The organism is Pseudomonas sp. NUPR-002 (assembly GCF_056322725.1).
This window is the reverse complement of sequence record NZ_CM150476.1, coordinates 2,480,517-2,504,224: the sequence shown is the minus strand read 5'-3', so window position 1 is coordinate 2,504,224 and position 23,708 is coordinate 2,480,517. Positions and strand designations below refer to the sequence as shown.

Annotated in this window: 22 protein-coding genes; 10 read left to right on the top strand and 12 right to left on the bottom strand. The window is 62.1% G+C overall.

Annotation, left to right across the window (positions count from 1 at the left end; all coding sequences use genetic code 11):
* Window positions 1-176: 176 nt before the first annotated feature.
* From ACVWSC_RS11485 to ACVWSC_RS11470, 4 genes are read left to right on the top strand one after another with little or no spacing between them, the layout of a single operon-like run.
* Window positions 177-1,844 carry a (2,3-dihydroxybenzoyl)adenylate synthase gene (locus ACVWSC_RS11485; RefSeq protein WP_442113748.1) on the top strand — a complete coding sequence of 556 codons (1,668 nt, stop codon included), beginning with the start codon at window positions 177-179 and terminating at the stop codon, window positions 1,842-1,844.
* Window positions 1,841-2,620, top strand: a complete 780-nt coding sequence (locus ACVWSC_RS11480) for a thioesterase II family protein (RefSeq protein WP_442113747.1) — start codon at window positions 1,841-1,843, stop codon at window positions 2,618-2,620. The genes ACVWSC_RS11485 and ACVWSC_RS11480 overlap by 4 nt, the downstream gene beginning before the upstream one ends.
* A gap of 11 nt (window positions 2,621-2,631) precedes the next feature.
* Complete coding sequence (locus ACVWSC_RS11475; protein WP_442113746.1) at window positions 2,632-2,937, top strand: isochorismate lyase; 306 nt, start codon at window positions 2,632-2,634, stop codon at window positions 2,935-2,937.
* Window positions 2,934-4,331 carry an isochorismate synthase gene (locus ACVWSC_RS11470; RefSeq protein WP_442113745.1) on the top strand — a complete coding sequence of 466 codons (1,398 nt, stop codon included), beginning with the start codon at window positions 2,934-2,936 and terminating at the stop codon, window positions 4,329-4,331. Before ACVWSC_RS11475 ends, ACVWSC_RS11470 begins: the two co-directional genes overlap by 4 nt.
* A gap of 44 nt (window positions 4,332-4,375) precedes the next feature.
* Here ACVWSC_RS11470 and ACVWSC_RS11465 read toward each other — a convergent pair whose 3' ends face one another.
* The 8 genes from ACVWSC_RS11465 to ACVWSC_RS11430 all read right to left on the bottom strand — a co-directional run bounded on the left by ACVWSC_RS11465 (window position 4,376) and on the right by ACVWSC_RS11430 (window position 11,935).
* Window positions 4,376-4,774 (bottom strand): VOC family protein, encoded by a 399-nt coding sequence (locus ACVWSC_RS11465; protein WP_442113744.1) that lies wholly within the window; start codon window positions 4,772-4,774, stop codon window positions 4,376-4,378.
* A gap of 43 nt (window positions 4,775-4,817) precedes the next feature.
* The gene (locus ACVWSC_RS11460; RefSeq protein WP_442113743.1) at window positions 4,818-6,365 is read right to left on the bottom strand and encodes an HAL/PAL/TAL family ammonia-lyase; all 1,548 of its coding nucleotides are present in this window, start codon (window positions 6,363-6,365) and stop codon (window positions 4,818-4,820) included.
* Window positions 6,366-6,455: 90 nt separating this feature from the next.
* The gene (locus ACVWSC_RS11455) at window positions 6,456-7,232 is read right to left on the bottom strand and encodes an ABC transporter ATP-binding protein (RefSeq protein WP_442113742.1); all 777 of its coding nucleotides are present in this window, start codon (window positions 7,230-7,232) and stop codon (window positions 6,456-6,458) included.
* 5 nt (window positions 7,233-7,237) lie between these two features.
* A complete protein-coding gene (locus ACVWSC_RS11450; RefSeq protein ID WP_442113741.1) occupies window positions 7,238-7,975 on the bottom strand; it encodes an ABC transporter permease in 738 nt (245 codons plus the stop codon).
* 14 nt (window positions 7,976-7,989) lie between these two features.
* On the bottom strand, window positions 7,990-8,694 hold the full coding sequence (locus ACVWSC_RS11445) for an ABC transporter permease (protein WP_442113740.1): 705 nt from the start codon (window positions 8,692-8,694) through the stop codon (window positions 7,990-7,992).
* A gap of 104 nt (window positions 8,695-8,798) precedes the next feature.
* On the bottom strand, window positions 8,799-9,650 hold the full coding sequence (locus ACVWSC_RS11440) for a transporter substrate-binding domain-containing protein (protein WP_442113739.1): 852 nt from the start codon (window positions 9,648-9,650) through the stop codon (window positions 8,799-8,801).
* Between the two features lie 124 nt (window positions 9,651-9,774).
* Window positions 9,775-10,878: an FAD-binding oxidoreductase gene (locus ACVWSC_RS11435; RefSeq protein WP_442113738.1), complete on the bottom strand. Its 1,104-nt coding sequence runs from the start codon at window positions 10,876-10,878 to the stop codon at window positions 9,775-9,777.
* Window positions 10,871-11,935: an aromatic ring-hydroxylating dioxygenase subunit alpha gene (locus ACVWSC_RS11430; RefSeq protein WP_442113737.1), complete on the bottom strand. Its 1,065-nt coding sequence runs from the start codon at window positions 11,933-11,935 to the stop codon at window positions 10,871-10,873. Before ACVWSC_RS11430 ends, ACVWSC_RS11435 begins: the two co-directional genes overlap by 8 nt.
* Before the next feature lie 154 nt (window positions 11,936-12,089).
* Between ACVWSC_RS11430 and ACVWSC_RS11425 the strand changes: the two genes are divergently transcribed.
* From ACVWSC_RS11425 to ACVWSC_RS11415, 3 genes are all read left to right on the top strand, one after another.
* Window positions 12,090-13,016: a LysR substrate-binding domain-containing protein gene (locus ACVWSC_RS11425; protein WP_442113736.1), complete on the top strand. Its 927-nt coding sequence runs from the start codon at window positions 12,090-12,092 to the stop codon at window positions 13,014-13,016.
* Between the two features lie 193 nt (window positions 13,017-13,209).
* Window positions 13,210-14,040: an alpha/beta fold hydrolase gene (locus ACVWSC_RS11420; RefSeq protein ID WP_442113735.1), complete on the top strand. Its 831-nt coding sequence runs from the start codon at window positions 13,210-13,212 to the stop codon at window positions 14,038-14,040.
* Between the two features lie 32 nt (window positions 14,041-14,072).
* Window positions 14,073-14,369, top strand: coding sequence for a hypothetical protein (locus ACVWSC_RS11415; protein ID WP_442113734.1), 297 nt, complete (start codon window positions 14,073-14,075; stop codon window positions 14,367-14,369).
* Window positions 14,370-14,455: 86 nt separating this feature from the next.
* On the opposite strand, the gene ACVWSC_RS11410 is transcribed toward ACVWSC_RS11415, so the two are convergent.
* Window positions 14,456-16,648 (bottom strand): OsmC domain/YcaO domain-containing protein, encoded by a 2,193-nt coding sequence (locus tag ACVWSC_RS11410; protein ID WP_442113733.1) that lies wholly within the window; start codon window positions 16,646-16,648, stop codon window positions 14,456-14,458.
* A gap of 140 nt (window positions 16,649-16,788) precedes the next feature.
* On the opposite strand from ACVWSC_RS11410, the gene ACVWSC_RS11405 reads away from it, so the two are divergent.
* Together ACVWSC_RS11405 and ACVWSC_RS11400 are read left to right on the top strand one after the other, a co-directional pair.
* A complete protein-coding gene (locus tag ACVWSC_RS11405) occupies window positions 16,789-17,451 on the top strand; it encodes a class I SAM-dependent methyltransferase (protein WP_442113732.1) in 663 nt (220 codons plus the stop codon).
* A 71-nt stretch (window positions 17,452-17,522) separates the two neighbouring features.
* Window positions 17,523-18,701, top strand: coding sequence for a GGDEF domain-containing protein (locus ACVWSC_RS11400; RefSeq protein ID WP_476461729.1), 1,179 nt, complete (start codon window positions 17,523-17,525; stop codon window positions 18,699-18,701).
* A gap of 13 nt (window positions 18,702-18,714) precedes the next feature.
* On the opposite strand, the gene ACVWSC_RS11395 is transcribed toward ACVWSC_RS11400, so the two are convergent.
* The 3 genes from ACVWSC_RS11395 to ACVWSC_RS11385 form a co-directional block, all read right to left on the bottom strand.
* On the bottom strand, window positions 18,715-21,192 hold the full coding sequence (locus tag ACVWSC_RS11395) for a TonB-dependent siderophore receptor (RefSeq protein ID WP_442113730.1): 2,478 nt from the start codon (window positions 21,190-21,192) through the stop codon (window positions 18,715-18,717).
* A 109-nt stretch (window positions 21,193-21,301) separates the two neighbouring features.
* Window positions 21,302-22,261: a FecR domain-containing protein gene (locus ACVWSC_RS11390; RefSeq protein ID WP_442113729.1), complete on the bottom strand. Its 960-nt coding sequence runs from the start codon at window positions 22,259-22,261 to the stop codon at window positions 21,302-21,304.
* A gap of 2 nt (window positions 22,262-22,263) precedes the next feature.
* On the bottom strand, window positions 22,264-22,794 hold the full coding sequence (locus ACVWSC_RS11385) for a sigma-70 family RNA polymerase sigma factor (RefSeq protein WP_442113728.1): 531 nt from the start codon (window positions 22,792-22,794) through the stop codon (window positions 22,264-22,266).
* Window positions 22,795-22,991: 197 nt separating this feature from the next.
* Between ACVWSC_RS11385 and ACVWSC_RS11380 the strand changes: the two genes are divergently transcribed.
* Complete coding sequence (locus tag ACVWSC_RS11380; RefSeq protein ID WP_442113727.1) at window positions 22,992-23,663, top strand: DUF3313 domain-containing protein; 672 nt, start codon at window positions 22,992-22,994, stop codon at window positions 23,661-23,663.
* Window positions 23,664-23,708: the final 45 nt, after the last annotated feature.

Genomic DNA, 23,708 nt, shown 5'->3' with positions numbered 1-23,708 from the left:
AATTACGGGAGGCATTTAATCCGTAAACCTCCCTGTTTGAAGCCGTTGCGCATTTCATCTAATGAAAAAGCCGCGCTACCGAAAGCCTTCGCGTTGAGATGCCAGAGCGAAAAGACAATGATAATAGATCTCATTTAGCCATATGTAGCGAACTATTTCTACATTGAGGGGATTCCATGTCATTGCTCTGTGCAACCCGCACTCCAGACGCCTTGGGAGATGCACCTGACTGGCCGGCAGCGTTCATCGAGCGCTACCGTCAAGCCGGCTACTGGCAAGACCAGACGTTCACCCAGGCCCTGGACGCCGCCGCAGCCCGCAACCCCTCGGCGATTGCGATTACCGACGGCCCCCTGCACCTGAACTACCGCAGCCTGGCAGAACGCTGCCGACGCCTGGCTGGTGGCCTGCAGGCACTGGGGATCAAGGCCGCTGACAACGTGGTGGTGCACCTGCCTAACGGCAGCGCCTTCATCGAAGTGTGCTTCGCCCTGTTTCGCCTCGGCGCCCGGCCGATCCTCGCCCTGCCCGCGCATCGCCAGCATGAGATCGGTGGCTTTTGCGCCTTCGCCCAGGCCTCGGCGTACATCGGCTGCGAGCAGTTGGAAGGCTTTGACTGCCGGCAGATGGCGCGCCAATTAGTCGCAGCCAACCCGCACCTGCAGCACGTGGTGATCGAGGGCAACAGCGAAGAATTCACCACCCTGAGCACGCTGTACCGCAGCGAGCCGCTTGAACATGACGCAGGCAGCGCCGGGGCAGTAGCCTGCTTCCAGCTTTCAGGCGGCACCACCGGCACGCCCAAGCTGATTCCCCGGCGCCACGCTGAGTACCTCTATAACGTGCGCGCCAGCAGCGCCGTATGCGGGCTGGACGCGCACACGGTATACCTGACTGCCCTGCCCATGGCGCACAACTTCACCCTGTGCTGCCCCGGGGTGATCGGCACCCTGTTGGCCGGTGGCCGGGTGGTGTGTACCCAGCGCTCCGACCCGGACACTTGCTTTGCCCTGATCAGCCGCGAGCGAGTCACGTTCACCGCGCTGGTGCCACCGCTGGCAATGCTCTGGCTCGATGCCCAGAGCCAGCGCCAGGCTGACCTGTCGAGCCTACGCGTGCTGCAGGTTGGCGGCGCGAAATTGCTCAGCACCGCCGCCGCGCGCGTCACACCGGTGCTTGGCTGCGCCTTGCAGCAAGTACTGGGCATGGCCGAGGGGCTGCTGTGCTACACCCGCCTGGATGACCCGCAGGCGCTGATCCTGCACACCCAGGGCCGCCCGCTGTGCGCCGACGACGAAGTGCGCATCGTCGATGAGCACGGGCAGCCGGTGGCCGACGGTGAAGTCGGCGAGCTGCAGGTGCGCGGGCCTTACACCATTCGTGGCTACTACCGCCTGCCCGAACACAATGCCAAGGCGTTCACCGCGGATGGCTTCTATTGCAGTGGCGACCGCGTACGGCGCACGCCCGAGGGCTACCTGGTGGTCGAGGGACGCGACAAGGACCAGATCAACCGCGGCGGCGAAAAAGTGGCTGCCGAGGAAGTGGAAAACCTGCTGATCAATCATCCGCAGGTGCATGACGCCGCCCTGGTGGCGATGCCCGATGCGCTGCTGGGCGAGTCCACCTGCGCCTTTATCGTCGCCCGCGATCCGGCGCCATCGGCGTTTGGTCTGAAACAGCACCTGCGCAGCCAGGGCCTGGCCGCGTTCAAAGTGCCGGACCGTATCGAGTTTGTGCCGCAGTTCCCGCAGACCGGGGTTGGCAAGGTCAGCCGCAAGGACTTGCGCGAACGCCTGCGCCTGGCGTGGCTCGATGCCCAGCGTGGGAGCACTGCCTCGTGATCGCTGACCTGCTGGCCCAGGGCGAGCGCTGGGTACGCCCCTTGCGCCTGTCGCCGATGCCACGCTGGCGCCTGGTGTGTTTCGCCCATGCGGGCGGTAGCGCGAGTTTTTTCCGTGACTGGGCCAGCAGCCTGCCCGGCGACATCGACCTGTTGGCCATTCAGTACCCGGGGCGTGAAGACCGCTTCAACGAACCCTGCCTGAGCGACATGCACAGCCTTGCCGAAGCGGCCTGCCAGGCCCTGCAAGGGTATGCCGACCGCCCCCTGGCGTTGTTCGGCCACAGCCTCGGCGCGGCGGTGGCTTACGAAGTGGCAACGCGCCTGGAGCAACAGGCAATCAGCGTCGAGCACCTGTTCATTTCCGCCCACCCGGCCCCGCAACGCCAGCGTGGCGGGCAGTTGCACAGTGGTCCGGACGACGCCCTGCTCGATGATGTCCGGCGCCTCGCCAACCGCCCCAATCCGCTGCTCGAAGACCCGGGCCTGCGCGAGCTGTTCCTGCCCAGCCTGCGCAACGACTACCGCATTGTCGAAACCTACGGCTGCCCGCAGCCAACGGCGTTGAACGCTCGGATCGCGGTGTTCTACCCCGAACAAGACCCGGAGATCGATCTCGACGAAGCCCTGGCCTGGCAAGCCGCCAGCCTCCAGCCACTGCACCTGCAGCGCTGGCAAGGCAACCACTTCTACCTGATCGAGCAACGCCAGGCAGTCCTCGACGCAGTGTCGAACACCCTGCTGGGCCGCCGCCCGCTCACCTCCCCTGCCCTTTAGGAACCCTGCTGATGAAAACCCCTGACGCTTGTGAAGGCCTGGCGGACATTCGTGTCGCCATCGATACACTGGACCACCAGATCATCGAACTCATGCGCCAGCGCATGGCCTACGTCAAAGCTGCGGCGCGCTTCAAGCCGACTGAAAGCAGCATCGCCGCCCCCGAACGCGTCGCGCAGATGCTCCCGCAGCGGCGCCAATGGGCCGAAGAGGCCGGGCTTGAAGCGCACTTTGTCGAGACCTTGTTCGCACAAATCATCCACTGGTACATCAGCCAGCAAGTACGGCACTGGCGCGCCACGAGAGCGCCGGCATGAACGCCTTTACACCGCTGGAGCCCCACGCCCAAGCGCTGACCCAGGTGTTCGAACAGGCCCGCGAACGTGCCGCCAGACTCGGCACGCCAGTGCTGGCCAGCTACGCCCTGGCGATCAACGACATGGACTTGCTGGCGTTATTCTGCCGTGTCGACCGGCCCGACACCGACAGCGTGTTCTGGCGCGCCGCCGATGGCGGCAAGAGCCTGTTCGGCTGGGGCGTGGCCGCAGAGCTGAGTGGCGCTGGCGAGCAGCGCTTCGCAGCGGTGGACCGGCAATGGCAGCAGTGGTTGCACAGCGCGGTGATCGCCGGGCCGCAGCCACCGACCCTGTGCGGCGGCTTTCGCTTCGATCATCAGGCCAGCGCCAGCAGTGCCTGGCAGGGTTTTGGCGATGCCTCGATGCGGCTGATGAGCCTGCTGCTGATACGCGACGATGACGGCTGCTGGTTAGTGTGCCAGCAGCGCATCGACGCCGCGGACAACGCCCGCCTGCGTTGCGAGCAGGTCATCAATGAATGGAACGCGTTGATGGATCGCTACCTGTCGCCGCCGCTCACGGCTCAGGCGCCGCAGCATACCCGCGACCAGTTCCTGCCACGCGCCTGCTGGGAAAGCAAAATCGTCCATGCACTGGACGCGCTGCGGCAGACCTCGATGAAAAAGGTGGTATTGGCGCGAGAAGTCATCAGTGAGTTCAGCCACGCCGTCAGCCCTGGCCGCACCCTGACGCGCCTGGCCAGCAACGACCCCTCGGCGTACCTGTTCGCCTTCCGCCGACAGCAGAGCTGTTTCCTCGGTGCTTCACCAGAGCGCCTGGTCAAACTGCACGACGGCCATCTGCAGACCCTGGCACTGGCCGGCACCATCCGCCGCGACCCCGCACCAGAGCAAGACGCACAGTTGGCACAGGCCCTGATGGATTGCGCGAAAAACCGTGACGAACATGCGGTGGTGGTGCAGATCATCGAGAACGACCTGGCCCCGTGGGTCAGCCAGCTGCAGGTCCCGCCCGCACCGTCGATACAGCGGCTGAGTCGGGTACAACACCTGAGCACCGTGATTGAAGGCCAGTTGCACGCGCAGAGCAGCCTGTTGCAAGTGGTCGCAACCCTGCACCCTACCCCCGCCGTCGGCGGCCACGAACGCCAGCAGGCCATGGAGCATATCCGCCGTTTCGAAGGTTTCGACCGCGGTTGGTATGCCGCACCGCTCGGCTGGCTGGATGCGCGCGGCAATGGTGAGTTCATCGTCGGCTTGCGCTCGGCGTTGTTGAATGGCGAGCAGGCGCGGTTGTTCGCTGGCTGTGGCATCGTGCACTGCTCGGACCCGGCCAGTGAATACGAAGAAACCTGCATCAAGCTGGCCGGCATGCAACTGGCGTTGCAGGCCTGAGCACGGGTTTGGCGCCGGAATCACTGGGTGATTCCGGCGCCAAACTACGCTGAGTTACCTTGATTGGCGTTGAAGCAATAGGCGGCGATTTTGTTGCCATCCAGATCGCGGAAGTACGCTGCATAGGCATGCGCTTTCCAGTCGCGCGCGCCTGGGCGGCCTTCATCCTTTCCACCAAGGGCCAAGGCGCTCAGGTGCGCCGCATCGATGCTTGCACGGTCAGGCGCCTGGAAACTCACCGTCACACCATTGCCAACACTGGCAGGCTGCCCATTGGCCGGTTTCAGCACGAAGAACGAAGGGGTATCGATACCCCAGATCGACCCGTTGTCACCCAGATCGGCCAGGCGCTGCATGCCGAACTGGCCGAGCACCTCATCATAGAAAGCACGGGCTTTGCGCAAGTCGTTGGTGCCGACAGTAACGTGGGTAAACACAGCCATGGTTCTGTTCCTTGTTTTATTCAACGGGGTGATAAGTCTTCAATTACTGATTGGCCAGCACACGGTCTAGACAGGCCAACAGCTCACCGGAGCGCAGTTGCTCGGTGACCGCGACGATGTCGGGGTAGAACGCACGGTCTTCATTGGCCACTGGCACACGGCTGCGTACCAGGTCATAGAGAGCCCGGGTGGCGCTGGAGGCTTTGTCCAGCGCATGGAAATCCAGGGCCTGGCAACCGACCAGCACTTCAATCGCCAACACCGATTCCAGCTTGCGCGACACCTGATAGGCCTTGATCGCGGCGTTGTAGGCGAAGCTCACCGGGTCTTCCTGGTTACCGCAGGTCGACACGCTGTCGATGGTTGCAGGCTGCGACAGCACCTTCATCTCCCCCAGCAGCCCGGCGGCGGTGTACTGGATGATCATGTAGCCGTTGTTGAGCCCGGGGTTGCGCACCAGAAACGCGGGCATTTCGCTGAAGTGCGAGTTGACCATGCGGTCGGTACGCCGCTCGGAAATCTTCGCCAGGTTGGTCATGGCGTTGCACAGGGTGTCGGCGGCCATACCGACGTAAGAGCCATCGAAGTTCGCCCCGGAGATGGCTACGCCGTCGTCCTCACCGGTCGGGTAGATCACCGGGTTGTCGCCGGACGAAGCGATCTCGTTGTCGATGCACGCCTGGGCATAAGCGATGAACTGCTTCGACGCGCCATGCACCTGGGGAATGGCGCGCAGGCTGTAGGTGTCTTGCAGGCGGTAGTCGATGTTCTCCTCGATCAACTGGCTGTCGGCCAACAGCTGCTTGATGTAACGGGCAGTCTGCGCCTGCGTGTCATGGGCCTTGACGCTGTGGTAGCGCGGGTCGAAGGCACGAATGGTGCCCTTGAGCGCCTGCAGCGAGATCGCCGCAGCAATATCCGCAGCCTGTGCCGCCTGGTTGGCGTTGTACTGGGCCAGGGTGGCGATCGCAGTCACCGAGGTGGTGCCGTTGAGCATCGCCAGGCCTTCCTTGCACTGCAGGCTGATCGGCTGCATACCGACCTGACGCAAGGCGGTTGCACCGTCTACCCAGTCGCCACCGGCAACGCTGGCCTGGCCTTCTCCGATCAGCACCAGGGCCAGGTGGCCTTCCGGGCCAAGATAACCGACCGAACCTTCACCCGGCGCAAACGGCACGACGTCGTTGTTGAGCAGCCCGGCGATCTGTTCGAGCAAGGCCATGCGCACGCCGGAGTAACCCTTGCCCAGGCTCAGCAAGATCATCAACTGCACCGCACGCACCTGCTCGCGGTTCAGCGGCTCACCCACCGACACCGCGTGGGAACGCACGATGTTGACCTGCAGGGTTTGCGCATCCTGCGGGGAGATGACATGGCGAACGTTGTCGCCAAAGCCGGTGGTCACGCCATAGACCAGGCGGTTTTCCTCAAGAAAGCGCTCGATCAACTGACGCGAACGCGTCACCCGGGCACGGTAGGCGTCGGAGAAACTCACCTTGGCGCCATAGCGGGCCACCGCGATGAACGCTTCGATGGAAGGCTTGGCGTCGTCCAGTACCACGGTGGTGAGGTCTTTTGGGTGAATAGGCATTGCGGTGCTCTCTCTGCTCATGGACTTTTTTTGGGCGTAGAACGCCTGCCCCGTTAGCGAACAGGCGAAAAATCGACGGGATCAGTGCGTTCAGGCGTGGCTGAGAATGAAGCGGCTAAAGCGCTCCGAACGCTGTTCCTGGAACATCTCTTGGGGTGTGCCCTGGGACTCGATCAGCCCCTGGTTCATGAACACCACGCGGTTGGAGACATTGCGGGCAAAGCCCATTTCATGGGTCACCACCAGCATGGTGCGGCCCTCCTCGGCGAGCGCGCGCATAACCTTCAGCACTTCGCCCACCAGCTCCGGGTCGAGCGCCGAAGTGGGCTCGTCGAACAGGATCACCCGCGGTCGCATCGCCAGGGTGCGGGCAATGGCCACGCGCTGTTGCTGACCGCCGGACAGAAACGCCGGGTAGTGGTTGCGCTTGTCGGCCATGCCGACCTTTTCCAGCAGCGCCTCGGCCTCGTCGATGCACTCGGCACGCCGGCGCTTTTGCACATACACCGGGCCTTCAATCACGTTCTCCAGCACGGTCAGGTGCGACCACAAGCCAAAGCTCTGGAACACCATGCCCAGTTCCGGGCGTATGCGGTCCACCTGGCGCCGGTCGGCCGGCACCCGCAAGCGATGGCGGCCACGCTTGAACGCCACCTGCTCGCCCGCCACCTGGATATCACCGGCATCGGGGATTTCCAGCAGGTTGATGCAGCGCAGGAAAGTACTCTTGCCTGAGCCGCTGGCGCCAAGAATCGACACCACGTCCCCCTCATGGGCGTCCAGCGAGATGCCCTTGAGCACTTCGAGGTTGCCGAAGGATTTGCGCAGGTGTTTGACCTGCAGCACCGGATCGTTACTTGTCGTCATGCCACTTACCCTCTAGGTACGCTGAGCGCGTACTTTTTTGTTGTTGGATTGGCGCTGAGCGGTTGTTGCGGCGACAGCCTGCGTTCAAGCCACGCCAGTGTGCGGACAATCAGAAAGTTCAGAACCAGGTAGATCAGCGCTGCGCAGAGGAACACCTCCAGCGTGCGATAGGTTTCGGCGATGATCCGCTGGGCGACCCCCGAGACTTCATAGACCGTGACCAGGCTGGCCAGCGATGTCGCCTTCATCATCAGGATGATCTCGGTCGAATAGGCTGGCAGGCAGCTGCGCAGGGCAATCGGGATAATGATCCGGCGGGCCAGCAACCCGCCCGACATCCCGGCGGCGCGCCCGGCTTCGATCTGCTGTGGCGGCACGGCCAGCAAGCCACCACGAAAGATCTCCGCCATGTAGCCGGCAGTACACAGCGCCAGGGCGATCACCGCGCAGTTGAGCGGGTCACGCAGCAGCGGCCAGAAGGGACTCTGGCGCACCTCCGGGAACTGGCTCAGGCCGTAGTACAGCAAGAACATCTGGATCAGCAGCGGCGAACCGCGAAACAGGAAGATGTAAACCCGCGCCAGGTGCCGCAGCAACGCAACCTCGCAGACCCGCAGCCACACCACCAGCATGGCCAGCAGCGTACCGATGGCAACCGAGGCGGCGAACAGCAACAGCGTGACCGGCAGCGCGCGCAGCAGTTGCACCAGGGTGTCGCCAATGAATGCGATATCAATAGACATGCTCTGTCCCCTGTTCAGCCACGGCGGAAGGTTCTGCCCACGCGCAGTTCGGCACGGGAGAACATCAGGTTGGAAATACCCGTCAGCACCAGGTACAGCGCGCAGCCGGTCATGAAGAACAACACGAACTGCCCGGTGGAGGCCGCAGCAACACGGCTGGCGCGCATCAACTCGACCAGCCCGGTTACCGAGATCAGTGCCGAGTCTTTCAGGCTGATCTGCCACACACCGCCGATGCCTGGCAGGGCAAAGCGCAGGATCTGCGGCGCGATGATCCGCCGAAAGCGCAGCATCACGGGCATGCCGATCGCTTTCGCCGCTTCCAGTTCACTGCGCGACACCGCCTGGAAAGCACCACGGTACACCTCGGCCTGATAGGCGCCAGACACCACCCCCACCGCCAGCGCCCCGACCAGGAACGCCGGCATACTGATAAAGCCTTCGGCACCGAACAACCCGCCGACACTGCTCACCAACGCTGAGCCGCCATAAAAGAACAAATAGATCACCAGCAATTCCGGAATGCCCCGGAACACCGTGGTGTAGCCCTCGCCCAGCATGCGCAGCAAGCCGTTGCCGTGCAGTTTGGCGGCCGCCACCATTGCGCCGAGTACAGCGCCGATCAGCAACGCCGCCACGGTCACCAATACCGTCATCAGCGCCGCCAACAGCAATACGCTGCCCCACCCCTTTGCGCCAAAACCAATCAAGTCGATCACCGTCGTCCCGCCTCTAAGCCCGTCAGAGAACGGCCGGCCCACGCGGCTGCGTGAGCGGCCTGTCAGCATCCGGCGTCATCGAGGACGCCGGACGGCTTGTGGATCTACTCAGTAGGCGGGGTGAAGTCGTGCTTGAACCACTTGCGGCTCAATTCACTGATGGTGCCGTCGGCGATCATCGAATCGATTGCGGCGTCCAGTTTGGCTTTGAGCTCCGGCTCGCCCGGGCGGATGCCGAAGGCCTCGCCCTCGCCCCAGATCGGCCCGTTGATCGCCGGGCCGACCAGCACCAGGCCACTGTCGTTGCCGCGCTGCAGCTCGCCGGAGAGAAAGCCGAGGTCTTCGAACACCACATCGACCCGACCGTTTTTCAGGTCCATCAGCGGCTCGGGCGGGGTTTTGTATTCGCGGATGGTCGCCACCTGGCCGAACTGGTCACGAATGAATTTGCTGTACACCGTGCCGCTGACAATACCGATCAACTTGCCTTTGAGACGGTTGCGCAAATCATCGACAGCGGGCGTGTCCAGCTCCGGCTTGCCGCGCAGGTGCAAGGTGCCGCGCCCCAGGTCAATGCCGTTCGATTGCAGGGCGATAAAAGTGGCCGGTGCCTTGGTGTAAGGCCGCGAAAAATCGATGACCTTGCGCCGCTCGGCACTGATCGCCAGGGCATCCATGACCACATCGAATTTACCGGCCTTGAGCCCGGGGATCAGGCCGTCCCAATCCTGGGCGACGATCGTGCAGTCGGTCTTCATGCGTTCGCACAAGACCTTGGCCATTTCCGGCTCGAAGCCATCGAAGGAGCCATCGGGCAAGGTGCGGTTCCACGGTTCATAGACGCCTTCGGTGGCGATCTGCAGGGTGTTCCACTCCTTGGCGTGGGTGCTCAGCGAAAAGCTGGCAAGCATCATCATCAGCGAGCAGGCGGCGAATCGTGTTTTTTTGTTGTTCATCTTTTAATTCTCCGGTGCGAGGCACGGTATAGGGCACGCGAGGCAAGGCACATCAGGGGTAAAGGTGGTTCGATAGGCCGTTGGTCCTTGGTTGATTGGGGTATGAGTAGCGCAGCCTGCGCCGTTATTGGCTGTTCAATCCCAGTACCACCGCTGAGGTGGGCCGCGCACAACACAGCAGCACCTGGCCGGGCTCGGGAGTCATCAGTGGCGCTTCGCTGTACTCGACCGTTCCGCTGAGCAGCGGTGTCAGGCAGCTGTTGCACAGCCCGGCACGGCAGCTGAACGCTGGCGTCAGCCCGGCCTGTTCGGCGCAATCGAGCAGCGAGGGGCAGGCGTCATCCCAGGTCACGCTGGGTCCGCCAGGCTCGAAGCGCACGCTCAGCGCAGTGCCTGCCTGAGGCACTATGAGCGGGGCTGCGGCTGGGCTTTCGTCTTCATCGAGGATCGTCGCCGGGCCAAAGAACTCGTAGCGGATCCGCGCCTTGTCGATGCCCAGCTCACGCAGCAAACGCCAGTTCGCTTGCATGAACGGCCGCGGCCCGCACAGGTATACGTCGTAGTCATCCAGCGGTAGCAGCGCCTGCAATGTCTGCCGGGTGATCAGGCCACTGCTGTGGTGATGCGCCTGTTGCAGGTCGTGCTCGCTCGGCAGGCGGTAGCAGAAATGCACCGTGATCCCGGCACGCGCGCCCGCCAACGCCAGCACCTCATCGCGCAAGGCATGCACCGCACCGTTCTCGCAGGCATGGATGAAATACACCGGCCGTGAACTATGGGCCAGGCGGTGAAGCATGCTCACCATCGGCGTCAGGCCAACCCCACCGCTGAACAGCAGCACCGGGCGTTCGCTGCTTTCATCAAGAAAGAAGTTACCCGCAGGGCCGGCAATCTCCAGCTGCTCACCGACCTGCACCGCCTCATGCAGAAAGCTTGAGCCGACACCGGCCGGCACCTCGGGGGCGTTTGCCGGGGCGCGTTCGTGCTTGACCGAAATGCGCAGCTGCGCGGCATCGTCGGGGTCGCTCGACAGGCTGTAGGCCCGCAGCAACTGCGGCCCCTCGGCCTGAGGAATACGCACGACAATGAACTGCCCGGGGCGAAACGCCACGCGCCCGGTGTCGATTGCAGGTTCGAGCACGAACGAGGTGATCGACGCACTCTCTTGCACCTTCCTGGTCACCTCAAAGCGCGCGAAGCCCTTCGCGGCCGGAATGGCTTCAAGCATGGGCGTTGACCTCAAGGGTAGTGATCAGGTTGGCCGCAGAGGCCTGTTCCTCGCGGATCCGCTGCTCCATGCCGCGGCGAAAGCGCAAGGGGCCGGCGTCGATGGCCAGGTCGATGTTGGCACTCTGGCGGTTTTTCATCCCGGCATGCACCGCCGCGAGGATCACCCGGTCTTCTTCGAAGGCACGGCGCACATCGGCGGCAAACTGGCGCGAAACGTTTTCGTCATCAGCGTCGAAGTTACGCAACTGGAACCAGTAATAGCGGGTGCGGTGTTCATCGACCGGGGTCATGAAGTTGTAAGAGTCCATCAAGAACGCCTGCGGGTGCGCCGGGGCGCCATCGCCGCCGTGGCCGGCCGGGGTGTGCACGCCTTTGATGATGGCGTGCGCCGGGTAGCGCACTTCGTAGTACTGCAGGCGGTCGCAGCGCCCCTCGAACTTCAGGTATTGCTGGTAGAACGGCGCCACATCGATGTCGTAGAGCCAGCGCGACACCACCACACCGTCATCGTTGACCACGGTTTTCAGCGGTTCGGACTCGCACGCCGAAGTACCGAAGGTGCTCTGGTGTACCCAGGCGACATGCGAGGGATCGAGCAGGTTGTCGGTCATGTACAGGTAGTTGCACTCGATGGTCATCGAGTCGCCGCGGTTGACGCCCCAGTTCGGGTCATCCCACTCGGCGATCTCCAGCAGCTTGCCAGGGTCGGCCAGCGCCGCCTCGCCCATCCACAGCCAAACCAGGCCATAGCGTTCGTGCACCGGGTAGCTGCGCACCTTGGCCACTTGCGGAATACGCGACACGCAGGCGGCTTTCACGCAGCTGCCAGCACCATCGAAGGTCAGCCCGTGGTAGCCACACTCCACGACGTCACCGTGCAGGCGCCCCATCGACAGTGGCAGTTTGCGGTGCGGGCAGGCGTCTTCCAAGGCCACTACCGTGCCGTCGCCCTTGCGGTACAGCACGATGGCTTCGCCAAGCACTACGGTTGCATGCAGGGCCTGCTTCACTTCACTGTCCCAGGCGGCGGCGTACCAGGCGTTTCTCAAGAACATGGCATGTAGCTCCTCTTTTTGTTATGCGAAGCCTTGGCTTCTTGAGAAAAAGCCTAAGCCTGGACCGAACAAAAGAATAGATGGGCTTTTCTGTTGATTTGTTAAGTATTTCTAAACTACAAATAGCCCTTCCTCAGGCCTGTCGAGAGCGCTCATGAGCCACCTCCCCCCGTTGCGTGCCCTGGAAGTGTTCGAAGCCGTTGGCTTGTGCGGCGGCATCACTCAGGCGGCCAAACGCCTGGGTATTTCCGCAGGCGCTGTCAGCCAGCAAATGAAAATTCTTGAAGAAGCGGTGGGCTTGAACCTGACCGCCAAGGAAGGCCAGCGCCTGCGCCTGAATGCGGCGGGCCAGCGTTTTCATGAAGGCTGCAGCCAGGCCTTCGAACGCCTGCGCGCCGCCTACGCCGAGCTGGAGCGCTCGAAGAACGCCAACAGCCTGTACATCAGCGCCCTGCCCTCGCTGTTGTCGAAATGGCTGGCGCCGCTGGTGGCCGACTGGCAACTGCAGCATCCGCAGTTGAGCGTGTACCTCGACGGTACGCACACCGAACCGTCGGAAGCGCAGGCCAACGGCGTGGATTTTCGTTTGAGCTACGGCGAAGGTATCCACGATGACCAGCTCACCATCGAGCTGTTTCGCGATTGCGTGGTGCCCGCCTGCAGCCCTGCCGTGCTGGCCGACGTGGTTGCCCCACAGGCGTTGCTGGCGTACCCGCTGATTACCATCGACTGGCGGCCCAAGTTCGACTCACCGCCATCGTGGGAACAATGGTTTGCCGAGGCTGGCGAAACTCAGGAGAGCATCGGTAATTATCGGATCTATTCGCTGTCCTCGATGGCTATTGAGGCGGCGATCGAAGGGCAAGGCATCGTTCTGGCGCAGTATTCGATGATCAGCCGCGACATCGCTAACGGCCGCCTGGTGATCCCCTGCGCGCGCGCTTTACCGATGCCGGCTTCGTATTACATGACCTGGAACCACAACAGCTTCCACCGCAGCCAGTGCCGCAGCTTTCAGCGCTGGCTGATCGAGCGCGGTCGTGATCAGCAAGAACAGACCGATCGGTTGCTGCGTCTGTAGGAGCGGGCTTGCCCCGCGATGCGATGTAACAGGGAGATCGCTATCGCGGGGCAAGCCCGCTCCCACAAGCCAGTGTTCGAACAGGTGCGTCGTCAGGCCACCAGTTGACCTATGCTCAAAGATTGCCTTCCACCGGGCATTGAAAATACGCAGCAGGTTCACGCAGTTCCCACGTCACTGAGGAGCACTGAGCATGGCATTCGTTACCAGCAAAGACGGCGTTGAAATCTTCTACAAAGACTGGGGCCCGCGTGATGCCCCGGTGATTTTCTTTCACCATGGCTGGCCACTGAGCGCCGATGACTGGGACGCACAGATGCTGTTTTTCCTCGCCCAGGGCTATCGGGTGATCGCCCACGACCGGCGCGGCCACGGACGGTCCAGCCAGGTCTGGGATGGCCACGACATGGACCATTACGCCGACGACGTGGCCGCGGTGGTCAAGCACCTTGGTGTGCAAGGCGCGGTGCATGTCGGCCACTCCACCGGTGGCGGTGAAGTGGTGCACTACCTCGCCCGTCACGGCCAGGAACGCGCCAGCAAAGCGGCGATCCTCGGCGCCGTGCCGCCGCTGATGGTAAAAACCGATAGCAACCCCGGCGGCCTGCCCAAGGCGGTGTTCGACGACCTGCAGGCGCAACTGGCGGCCAACCGCGCGCAGTTCTACCACGACATTCCGGCCGGGCCGTTCTACGGCTACAACCGCCCAGGCGCAGCGCCTTCACAAGGGGTGATCTGGAATTGGTGGCGCCAGGGCATGATGGGCTGCGCCAAGGCGCACTACGACGGTATTGTCGCTTTCTCGCAAACCGACTTCACCGCCGACCTGAAGGCCATTACCCTGCCCGTGCTGGTGATGCATGGCGATGACGACCAGATCGTGCCCTACGAAAACTCAGGCGTGCTCTCGGCTAAACTGCTCAGCAACGGCACCTTGAAAACCTACAAAGGGTTCCCCCACGGCATGCCCACCACCCACGCAGACACCATCAACGCCGACCTGCTCGCCTTCATCCGTAGCTGATCGGCAACACGGCTTTGCAGAGGGGATGCAGGATGATCGGCAAACCAGCGTTCACAGGCTCAACACGGCTAGTGCCTTGCCTGCTTGCCCTCTGCCTGGCCGTGGCTGCGGGGTGCTCAAGCAAACCGAAGCCGACCTATTACTCAAGCTCACGCGCAGGTTCCAGCTGTTTCGCCAAAGCCCTGCCGACGGCAGGCGAAGGTGGCCTGGCCTGGGGCGCCACGCTGCAGATGGCGCGGCAGAAGTCCTTGAACAACTGCATACGCTACGCCGGCCGCTCCGGCGGCACCCCCAATACCTGCAAGGTGGTGCTCGCTGAGTGTAAGTGACGGTTGTGGGTGTCGCGGTGTGGTGACTGGGTTTGCCCTTGGATTGCGGTTTGTCTATTACATCGCTTCGCGGGGCAAGCCCGCTCCTACCGTTTGGTGGCCCGTGCCTGGTGCAGTTTTTTGTAGCTGTCGATCAGGCGTAGGTGGCGGTCCAGACCTTCGAGCTTCATGCTGGTCGGCGTCAGGCCATAGAAACGTACGCTGCCGTCTACCGAGCCCAGCGCCGCATCCATGCGCTCGTTGCCGAACATGCGGCGGAAGTTGACTTCGTAGTCTTCGATGACCATGTCGTCGTCGATCTCCACCTCCAGCACCACGTTCAAGGCCTGGTAGAACAAGCCACGCTCAACGGTGTTGTCATTGAACTGCAGGAAGGTTTCCACCCGGTCTTTGGCGTCTTCGTATTGCTTGAGGGCCAGGTAGATCAGCAGTTTGAGTTCCAGGATCGTTAGCTGGCCCCAGGCGGTGTTGTCATCGAATTCGATGCCGATCAGCGTCTTGATGTCGGTGTAGTCATCCAGTTCGCTCTCTTCCAGGCGCTCGACCAAGGCACGCAGTTCGCTGTCGTTCAGGCGGTGCAGGTTGAGAATGTCTTCGCGGAAGAACAGCGCTTTGTTGGTGTTGTCCCAGATCAGGTCTTCGATCGGATAGATTTCCGAATAACCCGGCACCAGAATCCGGCAAGCGGTGGCGCCGAGGTGCTCGTACACCGCCATGTAGGCTTCTTTGCCCATGCTCTCGAGAATACCGAACAAGGTTGCGGCTTCCTGGACATTGGAGTCTTCGCCGTGGCCGGAGAAGTCCCACTCGACAAACTCGAAATCGGCGCTGGCACTGAAGAAGCGCCACGACACCACACCGCTGGAGTCGATGAAGTGCTCGACGAAGTTGTTCGGCTCGGTCACCGCGTAGCCGGCAAAGGTCGGTTGCGGCAAATCGTTCAGGCCTTCGAAGCTGCGCCCCTGGAGCAACTCGGTCAGGCTGCGTTCCAGCGCCACTTCAAAGCTTGGGTGCGCACCGAACGAGGCAAAGACCCCACCGGTACGCGGGTTCATCAAGGTCACGCACATTACCGGGAATTCACCGCCCAACGAGGCATCCTTGACCAGCACCGGGAAACCCTGCGCTTCCAGGCCCTGAATACCCGCGAGGATGCTGGGGTACTTCGCCAGAACTTCTTGCGGTACATCCGGCAGGGCAAACTCGCCCTCGAGAATTTCGCGTTTGACCGCGCGTTCGAAGATTTCCGACAAACATTGCACCTGCGCCTCGGCCAGGGTGTTGCCGGCGCTCATGCCGTTGCTGAGGTAGAGGTTTTCGATCAGGTTGGAGGGGAAATACACCACCTCGCCATCGGACTGGCGCACGTACGGCAGCGAACAGATGCCGCGCGCTTCATTGCCCGAGTTGGTGTCGTACAGGTGCGAACCGCGCAGTTCGCCGTCGGCGTTGTAGATCTTCAGGCAATAGGCGTCGAGGATTTCTGCCGGCAGTTCATCTTTGCGGCCAGGCTTGAACCAGCGCTCTTCGGGGTAATGGACGAACGGCGCGTTGGCAATGTCTTCACCCCAGAACTGGTCGTTGTAGAAGAAGTTGCAGTTCAGTCGCTCGATGAACTCACCCAGCGCCGAAGCCAGGGCGCTTTCCTTGGTAGAACCCTTGCCGTTGGTGAAGCACATCGGCGATTGCGCGTCGCGGATGTGCAGCGACCAGACGTTGGGGACGATATTGCGCCACGAAGCGACTTCGATTTTCATGCCCAAGTCGGCCATGATCGCCGACATATTGGCGATGGTCTGCTCCAGTGGCAGGTCCTTGCCAGCAATGTAAGTGCTTTTGTCCGAGGCCGAATCGAGCATCAGCAGGGCCTGGGCGTTGGCGTCCAGGTTGTCGACTTCTTCGATGACAAACTCTGGCCCGGTCTGCACCACCTTTTTCACCGTGCAGCGCTCGATGGAGCGCAGAATGCCCTGGCGATCCTTGGCGCTGATGTCGGCTGGCAACTCCACTTGAATCTTGAAGATCTGCTTGTAGCGGTCTTCTGGATCAACAATGTTGTTCTGCGCCAAACGAATATTTTCGGTGGGGATGTCACGCGTTTGGCAATACAGCTTGACGAAGTACGCCGCGCACAGCGCCGAAGACGCCAGGAAATAATCGAACGGCCCAGGGGCCGAACCGTCGCCCTTGTAGCGGATAGGTTGATCGGCGACCACCGTGAAGTCATCGAACTTGGCTTCAAGTCGGAGGTTGTCGAGAAAATTAACCTTGATTTCCATGCGGGAATACCATCATAAGCAGCAAAACAATTTGGCCGCCATTATCCGGCTTTTCGCCAGGAAGTCTTGTGCTTTCGCGTGACAGCCGCTGCTGCGATTGTCCTATCCTTCAAGCTCACCCTCCAACTTCGGATGGCCACATGCCCAACCCGGAAACCTCCCTTGTACAGAGCTGGCAGCACAATGCGCAGTCCTGGATCGACGCGGTGCGCCAGGGCGCGATCGACAGTCGCCTGCAGGTCACCGACCAGGCCATCCTGCTGGCGGTGCTCGGCCGCCAGCCGACACGCGTGCTCGACCTCGGCTGCGGCGAAGGCTGGTTGCTGCGGGCGCTGGCGGCCCGCGGCATTGACGCGGTCGGGGTCGACGGTGAGGCCACCCTGGTTGACGCGGCGCGGGCTGCAGGTGCCGCGCCGGTACATCTGGCCAGTTATGAGCAACTGGTGGCCGCAAGCGTGGACATCGGCCGTGACTACGATTTGATCTGCGCCAATTTCGCCCTGCTGCATCAAGACATCATCCCGCTGCTCAGCGCCCTGCACGCTTTGCTCGCCCCTGGCGGCGCACTGGTGATTCAAACCTTGCACCCGTGGGCGGTGGCGGACGGCAACTATCAAGACGGCTGGCGCGAAGAGCATTTCAGCGGGCTCAACGGCCAATGGCAGCCGATGCCGTGGTACTTTCGCACCTTGTCGAGCTGGCTCAATGCCCTGGACATGGCCGGGTTTACCCTGACTTCGCTGCAAGAGCCCCAACACCCGCAAAGCGCTGTGCCGCAATCGCTGCTATTGGTCGCTCAATAGCCACGCAGAACGCGGAAAAAATCGCCTCAAGCGATTACAATCAAGCGCCTATTTCGCGAGTCAAACAGCCTATGGTGCTCGACCCTCCAACGATGTTGGCAATCTCTGTGGCCCTGGCTGCTGCCGCCGCGCTTTACCTGGCGATCGAGTGGCGCAGTATTCGTGAACCCTCGCTGCTGTTCTGGAGCGCAGGCTTTGCGACCATCAGCGTCGGCTCGACCCTCGCCCTGCTGCGCATGAATGGCTTTTTACTGATAGGCATCTGGTTCGCCAACGGCTTGTTGGTGATTGCGCATTGGCTGTTTCTGCTGGGCGTTGCACGCTTCACCGAGGTGCGTTTGAAACCCGCCTGGTACCTGGTGTTCATCGCCTGGCTGGTGTTGCTGTTGCTGCCCAACGCGCCGTGGTGGTCGAAGGCCATGCTGCTGGCCAACTCGCTGTTGGTGGCGGTGCTTTCACTCCGGGCCAGTTGGTTACTCGCGCCGCACGGCAAATCGCTTAGCGTTGGCGCGGTGCAACTGCGCTATGTGCTGTTGGCCCATGGCTTGTTCTACCTGGCCAAAGCCGTGACGGCGGTGGTGCCAGGCACGTTGATCGACCTGGCGGCGCTGCAAGGCGAGATCATCCAGATTTCCCTGGTTGAAGGTGCCATGGCAATCATGCTGATCGCCCTGTCGATGACCGGCAGCGAGCGGCACCGCCGTGAGGAGCGTATCGCCCGCCTGGCCGCACGAGACCCGCTGACCGCCCTGTACAACCGCCGCGCCCTGGAAGTGCGGGCGCCGCAGTTGTTCAAAGACGTGTCCAGTGCACGCCCAGGGGCCTTGCTGCTGATCGATATCGACAACTTCAAAGGCGTCAACGACCTGCACGGCCACCTGGCCGGCGACCGCCTGTTGATGACCCTGAGCGAAATGATTCGTGCGCAGCTGCCCGAAGGCGCGCTGGCGGCCAGGCTGGGCGGTGACGAATTCGTCATTTTGCTCAGCAGTACCTCCCACGCACGCGCAATCGCCCTGGGTAGCGCGCTGCGTGAGCAGTTCCAATCGGCCGCCGCGCAGACCTTCGCCACCCCCGAAGCGGTGTCACTGAGCATTGGTGCCACCTTGTTCGATCAACCGCCGGCCAGCCTGGCGGCACTAATCGAGCAAGGCGATGCAGCGCTGTATGCCTCCAAACGAGGCGGACGCAACAACATCCGCCTGGTTGACCGCACCCTCGGCGCCGCGCCGCCACAGCACGCCGGATAGTGCTGCCCTCGCCTCAATACGTGCCGCGCAACGAAAGGACCATGTTGCGTGGATCACCGTAGAAGTTGGCGTACTCGGCGGTGCCGATCGTCGAGTAGTACTTCTTGTCAGCCAGGTTGTTGCCGTTCAGGGCCAGGCTCCAGTGCTGGTTCAGGCGATACTCGGCAAAGGCGTTGTAGACCGCATAACCCGGCTGGGAAAAGTCGATATTGCCCTCCGACACATAGCTGGCGCTCTGCGCCGTGACACCGGCACCGACGCGCAGGTTCTCCAGAGCACCGGGCATGCGGTAGGTCAGGAAGGCCTTGCCCAAGTGCTTGGGTGTCAGGCTCAGGGTCGTGGTGGTGGTCGAGCCGGTGTTACTGGCGACGTTGTGGTTGTAGGTGTAGCCGAAGGTGCCTTCCAGGCGCTCGGTAATCTGCCCGCTGGCTTCGAACTCAACGCCTTTACTGGTGACCTTGCCGTCATCCAGCCAGCAGCACGATGCGCCCTGCCCCGCCATCGACGGAGGGTAGCGGGTATCGCGCACGGCTTCACCTTCGCGACGGGTGTAGTACAGCGCGGTGGTGGTATTCAAACGACCGTCGAACAACGCTCCCTTGATGCCGAGTTCATAGGCGCGCCCTTCAATCGGGTCCAGCGGCGAGGAGCCCGGGTTAGGCCCTTTGAGACTGCTGGCCTGAGACTTGTAGATCTCGGCAATGCTGGTATAGGCAGTCCATTCATCGGTCAGGCGATAGGTCAGCGCGGCGAACGGAGTGAACACGTTGTCGTCGCTGTAGACCGTCGAACTGCTGGAGGTTTGCGCGCCGCTGGCGTTGTAGCGGGTGTTGTCGAACCGGTAGTAGTAGTCGTTGTAACGCCCGCCGAGAATCAGGTGCAGTGGGTCAGCAAGCTGCAGGCGCAGCGAGCCGTAGAAGCCGTTCTGCTTGATGTAGGTTGGCAAGGTGCCGTTGTGGAATTCGTTGTCTTTGCGCGACGGGAAATCATTGGGATCGAAGACAAAGATGTCACCCGCTGACACCCGGCTACCCGAGGCATAACTGACGATGTCTTGCTTGGAGTTCTGCCAGGTGTAACCCAGCACCGCATCGTGGCGACCACCGAGCAGGTCAAAGCCCCCCTTGAGCGAGAAGTCGATCGAGCGGTCCCGGTAGACTTCATCCTGGCGCGCCCAGACGGCCGTCGAGCCGGTGCCGGTCAGTGGGTCGATGGACCCGTAGAAGTTGTAGTAGTCGCGATCCTGCTGGTTCTTGGCGTAGATGGCATCCAGGGTCGCAGTCCAGTCGTCGTTGAGGCGCTCCTCGATCCGCGCATAGACGTTGTCACCACGGCGGTTCTTGTAGTCGTGATTGCCCGCCAGGAAGGTGCTGCGCGGCAGGTCCAGGTCGTCGCCGTTGCTGTAGCGCGGCAGGCCATAGGCCTGGTCGGAGGAATTGAGCCGGTCATGGGTGTAGCCGACCGTGACGGTGGTGCTGTCGGTCAGGTCGGCCTCCAGTACGCCGTGGAACAGTTGGCGATCAGCGTCGAACTTGTCGATATAGGAATTGCGATCCTGATAGACGATGACGCTCCGGCCACGCAGCTTGCCGTCGAAACCCAACGGGCCGCTGACGTCCAGCTCGGTGCGGTAGTTGTCCCAGCTGCCGATCGACTGGGTCACCAGGAACTGGTTAAAGGCAGTCGGGCGCTTGCGCACCAGGTTGACGCTGCCGCCAGGCTCGCCATTGCCCGAATACAGGCCGTCGGCACCGCGCAGGATTTCGACGTGGTCATAGATGGCCATGTCGAGGTCTTTCCAGGCGAAGGCACTGACCCCCACCGGTGCCCCGCCATCGAGGCGGAAATTGGTGATTTCAAAGCCGCGCGCCAGGTAGCGCGAGTTGGTCATGCTGCCCTGGTAGGCGGTAACGCCGGTGGTCTGGGTCAGCACATCGTTCATGGTAGTCAGGTGCTGATCTTCCATGCGCTGGCGGGTGATGACGCTGACGCTTTGCGGGGTGTCTTTGATCGACTGCGGCATTTTGCCAATCGACACCGCTCCGGCGGTGTAAGAGCCAGTACCTTCGGTGGTCATGCCCAACGACTGGCCACTGACTTTGGTGGCATCCAGCTCCAGCGCACCTTCGGTATTACCAACGGCAATCAGCGTGTATCGCCCATCGCTTTCACGCAACGCCTGTAAGCCGGTCCCGGCCAGCAACTGGCGCAGGCCGCTGTCGGCATCGTAGCTGCCGTTGAGCCCGGCACTGCGCAGGCCACGGGTCAGGTTGGCATCGAACGACAGCACGATCCCCGCTTCACCGGCAAAGCGGGTCAGCACCGACCCCAGGTCACCGTGCTCCAGTTGATAGCGATGCAGGTCAGCAGCCCGCCCCTGCGCCGGTGCCGCCAACACCGGCAGCAACACCGCCGAACAGATCAGGGCGCGGCCAAGGTTATTGCGCAAGGGCGTTGACCAACGTGCTGTAAACGAACGCGAACAGTGCATGAAAAGTGCTCTCTCATAATATCCAGACCCGACCGTCAGGCCACTTCCTTAAAGTCGAACGAGAGAGGCAATTAATATCATTCGCACGAAATTATTTTTGCCGGGGGCGTCAGGCAGGGCTGACGGTGATCCAGAAGCGTGTCCGTTGCTCGACCCGCACCGGCAGGCTGCTGGCCAGGGCACGCAGGATTTGCTCGAAATTGTCCAGTTCGAAGGTGCCGCTGATACGCAAGCCGGCCACTGCAGGATCGCAGCGTAGCCAACCGCGGTTGTAACGCCCCAGCTGGGCCAGGAACTCACCCAGCGGCTGGTCGTTGGCGATCAGCAAGCCACGTGTCCAGGCGCTGGCGGCATAGTCCAGGGCAACCGTCGCCTGCACGCTGCGTTCATCGAACACACAACTCAGGCCTTGTCCCAGTTCCTGCTCAACCCCTTGTGCAGGGCTGACACGCACCTGTTGCGCCAGGGTCATGACCCTGGAGGCGGCGCCCATATCACGCACCGTGAAGCGGCTGGCGGCGGTGCTGATCAGGCCGTGGCGCGTCTGCACACTGAGCCAAGCGCCAGGCGCCGGGCTGGCACTGCTGACCATGATCTCGCCTTGGCGCAGGGTGATCGCACAGTGGCTGCCGTCATAACGCACATCCACCGCGCTGTCGGTGTTGAGCAACAATTGCGTGCCGTCCGCCAAACGCACCGGCAAGCGCTCGCCAATCGCGCTGTGAAAGTCCGCGAACCACGGCCCGTTCACTACCTGCTGATAGCCGCCGACGCTCAAGCTGCCAGCGCCAAGCAACAAGGTGATGCCCTTGAGCACGCTGCGCCTGTTGTGCGTTCGGGCGTGCCGGGCCACCGCCAGGGTCTGCGATGCCATGGGCCCCGGCAGTTGCCGCCACTGCTGCATCAACTGCTCAGCCCTCTCCCAGGCCCAGGCATTGAGGGGCGCGGCGTGCAACCAGCGTTGCCAGGCGTCGCGCTCGGCGGCGGTCACTGCTTCATCGTTGAGGCGGCTGTACCACTGCGCGGCTTGCTCGATGCACGCCAGTTGCTCCGGGGAAAGCGCGGCCATGCTCAGATACCGTGCTGCAGCGAATAGAGGATGCAATGCTGCATGGCTTTGCCAATGTAGCGATTGACGGTGACCACCGAGATGTCCAGGGTCTGGGCAATCGCTTTGTAAGTCATGCCGTCCAGTTGCGAGAGCAGGAACGCCTGGCGCACCTTGTCGCCGAGGCTGGCGAGCATCGCATCGAGTTCGTACAGGGTATCGAGCAGGACGATGCGCTCTTCGGCAGAAATGTCCACTGCCTCCGGCTGCTCGCTCAGGACCTGCAACCAGGCCCGCTCCAGGCGAGCGCGGCGAAAGTGATCGATCATCAGCCGTCGGGCGATGGTCGCCAGATACCCCCGGGGTTCGCGCACCGCTTCCAGCTTTTGTACCGCATCGGAGCTGCCGAGGATTCTGACGAAGACATCCTGCACCAGGTCTGCCGCCAGATGGTTACAGGCCACCCGGTTCCTTAACCAACCCTTCAGCCAGTGGTGCTGCTCACTGTATAGGTCGCCCACCCGGACCTGCAGGGACGGCTCGCGGCTTGGCATTGCGAAGGCTACTCATGCAAATAGGAAGTATTAGCATTCTAGTGGCAGCGCTGCCCTGATGGCAATCACAGCGATGATGGCCTTGAGCTAGTTACCCGTACTCGACTATTGAATAAGACCTACTACCTTTATGTCAGCTAGCACCGATCATCGGCAGCGCACCTTCTCGTTACAGCGGTCAACACTGGAGAATACCTATGCAGGTCAAATCGCTTGGCGCAACACTCTGTGTGGTTACCCTGGCGCTCTCGGGGTGTGCCAGTAACTACGTTGAACCGGAGCAATACTCCGGTTTTCTGAAAGACTACAGCCTCCTCAAAGAAGCAACGTCGCCCTCAGGCGCTGAGGTCATGCGCTGGATTGAGCCCGGGGTCAACGTCAATCAGTTCAAGAGTGTCTACATCGAGCCCAGCCAGCTTTACCCAAAGCCGCAACCCACTGAAAAACTCCCCGCCAATACCCTGAACGGCATTACCCAGTATTACGACCAGGCATTGAAAACGGCCTTTGCCAAAGAGCTGCCACTGGCCGACGGTCCCGGGCCGCAGACGCTGGTGGTACGGCCGGCGATCACCGCCGTCAGCGCCTCAACGAAAAGCCTGCGCCCTTACGAAGTGATTCCGATCGCCCTGGTCGCCGCTGGCGTCAGTGCCGCAACCGGCATTCGTGACCAGGACACCAGCCTGTCGACCGAAGCGGTATTCATCGACAGCACCAACAACAAGGTCGTGGCCGAAGTGGTGCGCAAAGGTGCCGGGGCCGACCTCGACAATTCCTCGCAGGCCATGCAACCCAAAGACTTCAGGGCCGTGCTCAATGTCTGGGCCTCTGACATGGCCAAGTCATACCAGCAACTGAAAACCCAGTGAAAGCGTTGTCCCACTGACCAGCAGAGCACTCTGCGCAGGAGGCGT

Bases quoted from the DNA above. Each gene is read 5' to 3' on its own strand.
- ACVWSC_RS11485 (WP_442113748.1), top strand. From the start codon at position 177: ATGTCATTGCTCTGTGCAACCCGCACTCCAGACGCCTTGGGAGATGCA.
- ACVWSC_RS11475 (WP_442113746.1), top strand. From the start codon at position 2,632: ATGAAAACCCCTGACGCTTGTGAAGGCCTGGCGGACATTCGTGTCGCC.
- ACVWSC_RS11470 (WP_442113745.1), top strand. From the start codon at position 2,934: ATGAACGCCTTTACACCGCTGGAGCCCCACGCCCAAGCGCTGACCCAG.
- ACVWSC_RS11465 (WP_442113744.1), bottom strand. From the start codon at position 4,774: ATGGCTGTGTTTACCCACGTTACTGTCGGCACCAACGACTTGCGCAAA.
- ACVWSC_RS11460 (WP_442113743.1), bottom strand. From the start codon at position 6,365: ATGCCTATTCACCCAAAAGACCTCACCACCGTGGTACTGGACGACGCC.
- ACVWSC_RS11455 (WP_442113742.1), bottom strand. From the start codon at position 7,232: ATGACGACAAGTAACGATCCGGTGCTGCAGGTCAAACACCTGCGCAAA.
- ACVWSC_RS11450 (WP_442113741.1), bottom strand. From the start codon at position 7,975: ATGTCTATTGATATCGCATTCATTGGCGACACCCTGGTGCAACTGCTG.
- ACVWSC_RS11440 (WP_442113739.1), bottom strand. From the start codon at position 9,650: ATGAACAACAAAAAAACACGATTCGCCGCCTGCTCGCTGATGATGATG.
- ACVWSC_RS11435 (WP_442113738.1), bottom strand. From the start codon at position 10,878: ATGCTTGAAGCCATTCCGGCCGCGAAGGGCTTCGCGCGCTTTGAGGTG.
- ACVWSC_RS11430 (WP_442113737.1), bottom strand. From the start codon at position 11,935: ATGTTCTTGAGAAACGCCTGGTACGCCGCCGCCTGGGACAGTGAAGTG.
- ACVWSC_RS11425 (WP_442113736.1), top strand. From the start codon at position 12,090: ATGAGCCACCTCCCCCCGTTGCGTGCCCTGGAAGTGTTCGAAGCCGTT.
- ACVWSC_RS11420 (WP_442113735.1), top strand. From the start codon at position 13,210: ATGGCATTCGTTACCAGCAAAGACGGCGTTGAAATCTTCTACAAAGAC.
- ACVWSC_RS11415 (WP_442113734.1), top strand. From the start codon at position 14,073: ATGATCGGCAAACCAGCGTTCACAGGCTCAACACGGCTAGTGCCTTGC.
- ACVWSC_RS11410 (WP_442113733.1), bottom strand. From the start codon at position 16,648: ATGGAAATCAAGGTTAATTTTCTCGACAACCTCCGACTTGAAGCCAAG.
- ACVWSC_RS11405 (WP_442113732.1), top strand. From the start codon at position 16,789: ATGCCCAACCCGGAAACCTCCCTTGTACAGAGCTGGCAGCACAATGCG.
- ACVWSC_RS11400 (WP_476461729.1), top strand. From the start codon at position 17,523: ATGGTGCTCGACCCTCCAACGATGTTGGCAATCTCTGTGGCCCTGGCT.
- ACVWSC_RS11395 (WP_442113730.1), bottom strand. From the start codon at position 21,192: ATGCACTGTTCGCGTTCGTTTACAGCACGTTGGTCAACGCCCTTGCGC.
- ACVWSC_RS11390 (WP_442113729.1), bottom strand. From the start codon at position 22,261: ATGGCCGCGCTTTCCCCGGAGCAACTGGCGTGCATCGAGCAAGCCGCG.
- ACVWSC_RS11385 (WP_442113728.1), bottom strand. From the start codon at position 22,794: ATGCCAAGCCGCGAGCCGTCCCTGCAGGTCCGGGTGGGCGACCTATAC.
- ACVWSC_RS11380 (WP_442113727.1), top strand. From the start codon at position 22,992: ATGCAGGTCAAATCGCTTGGCGCAACACTCTGTGTGGTTACCCTGGCG.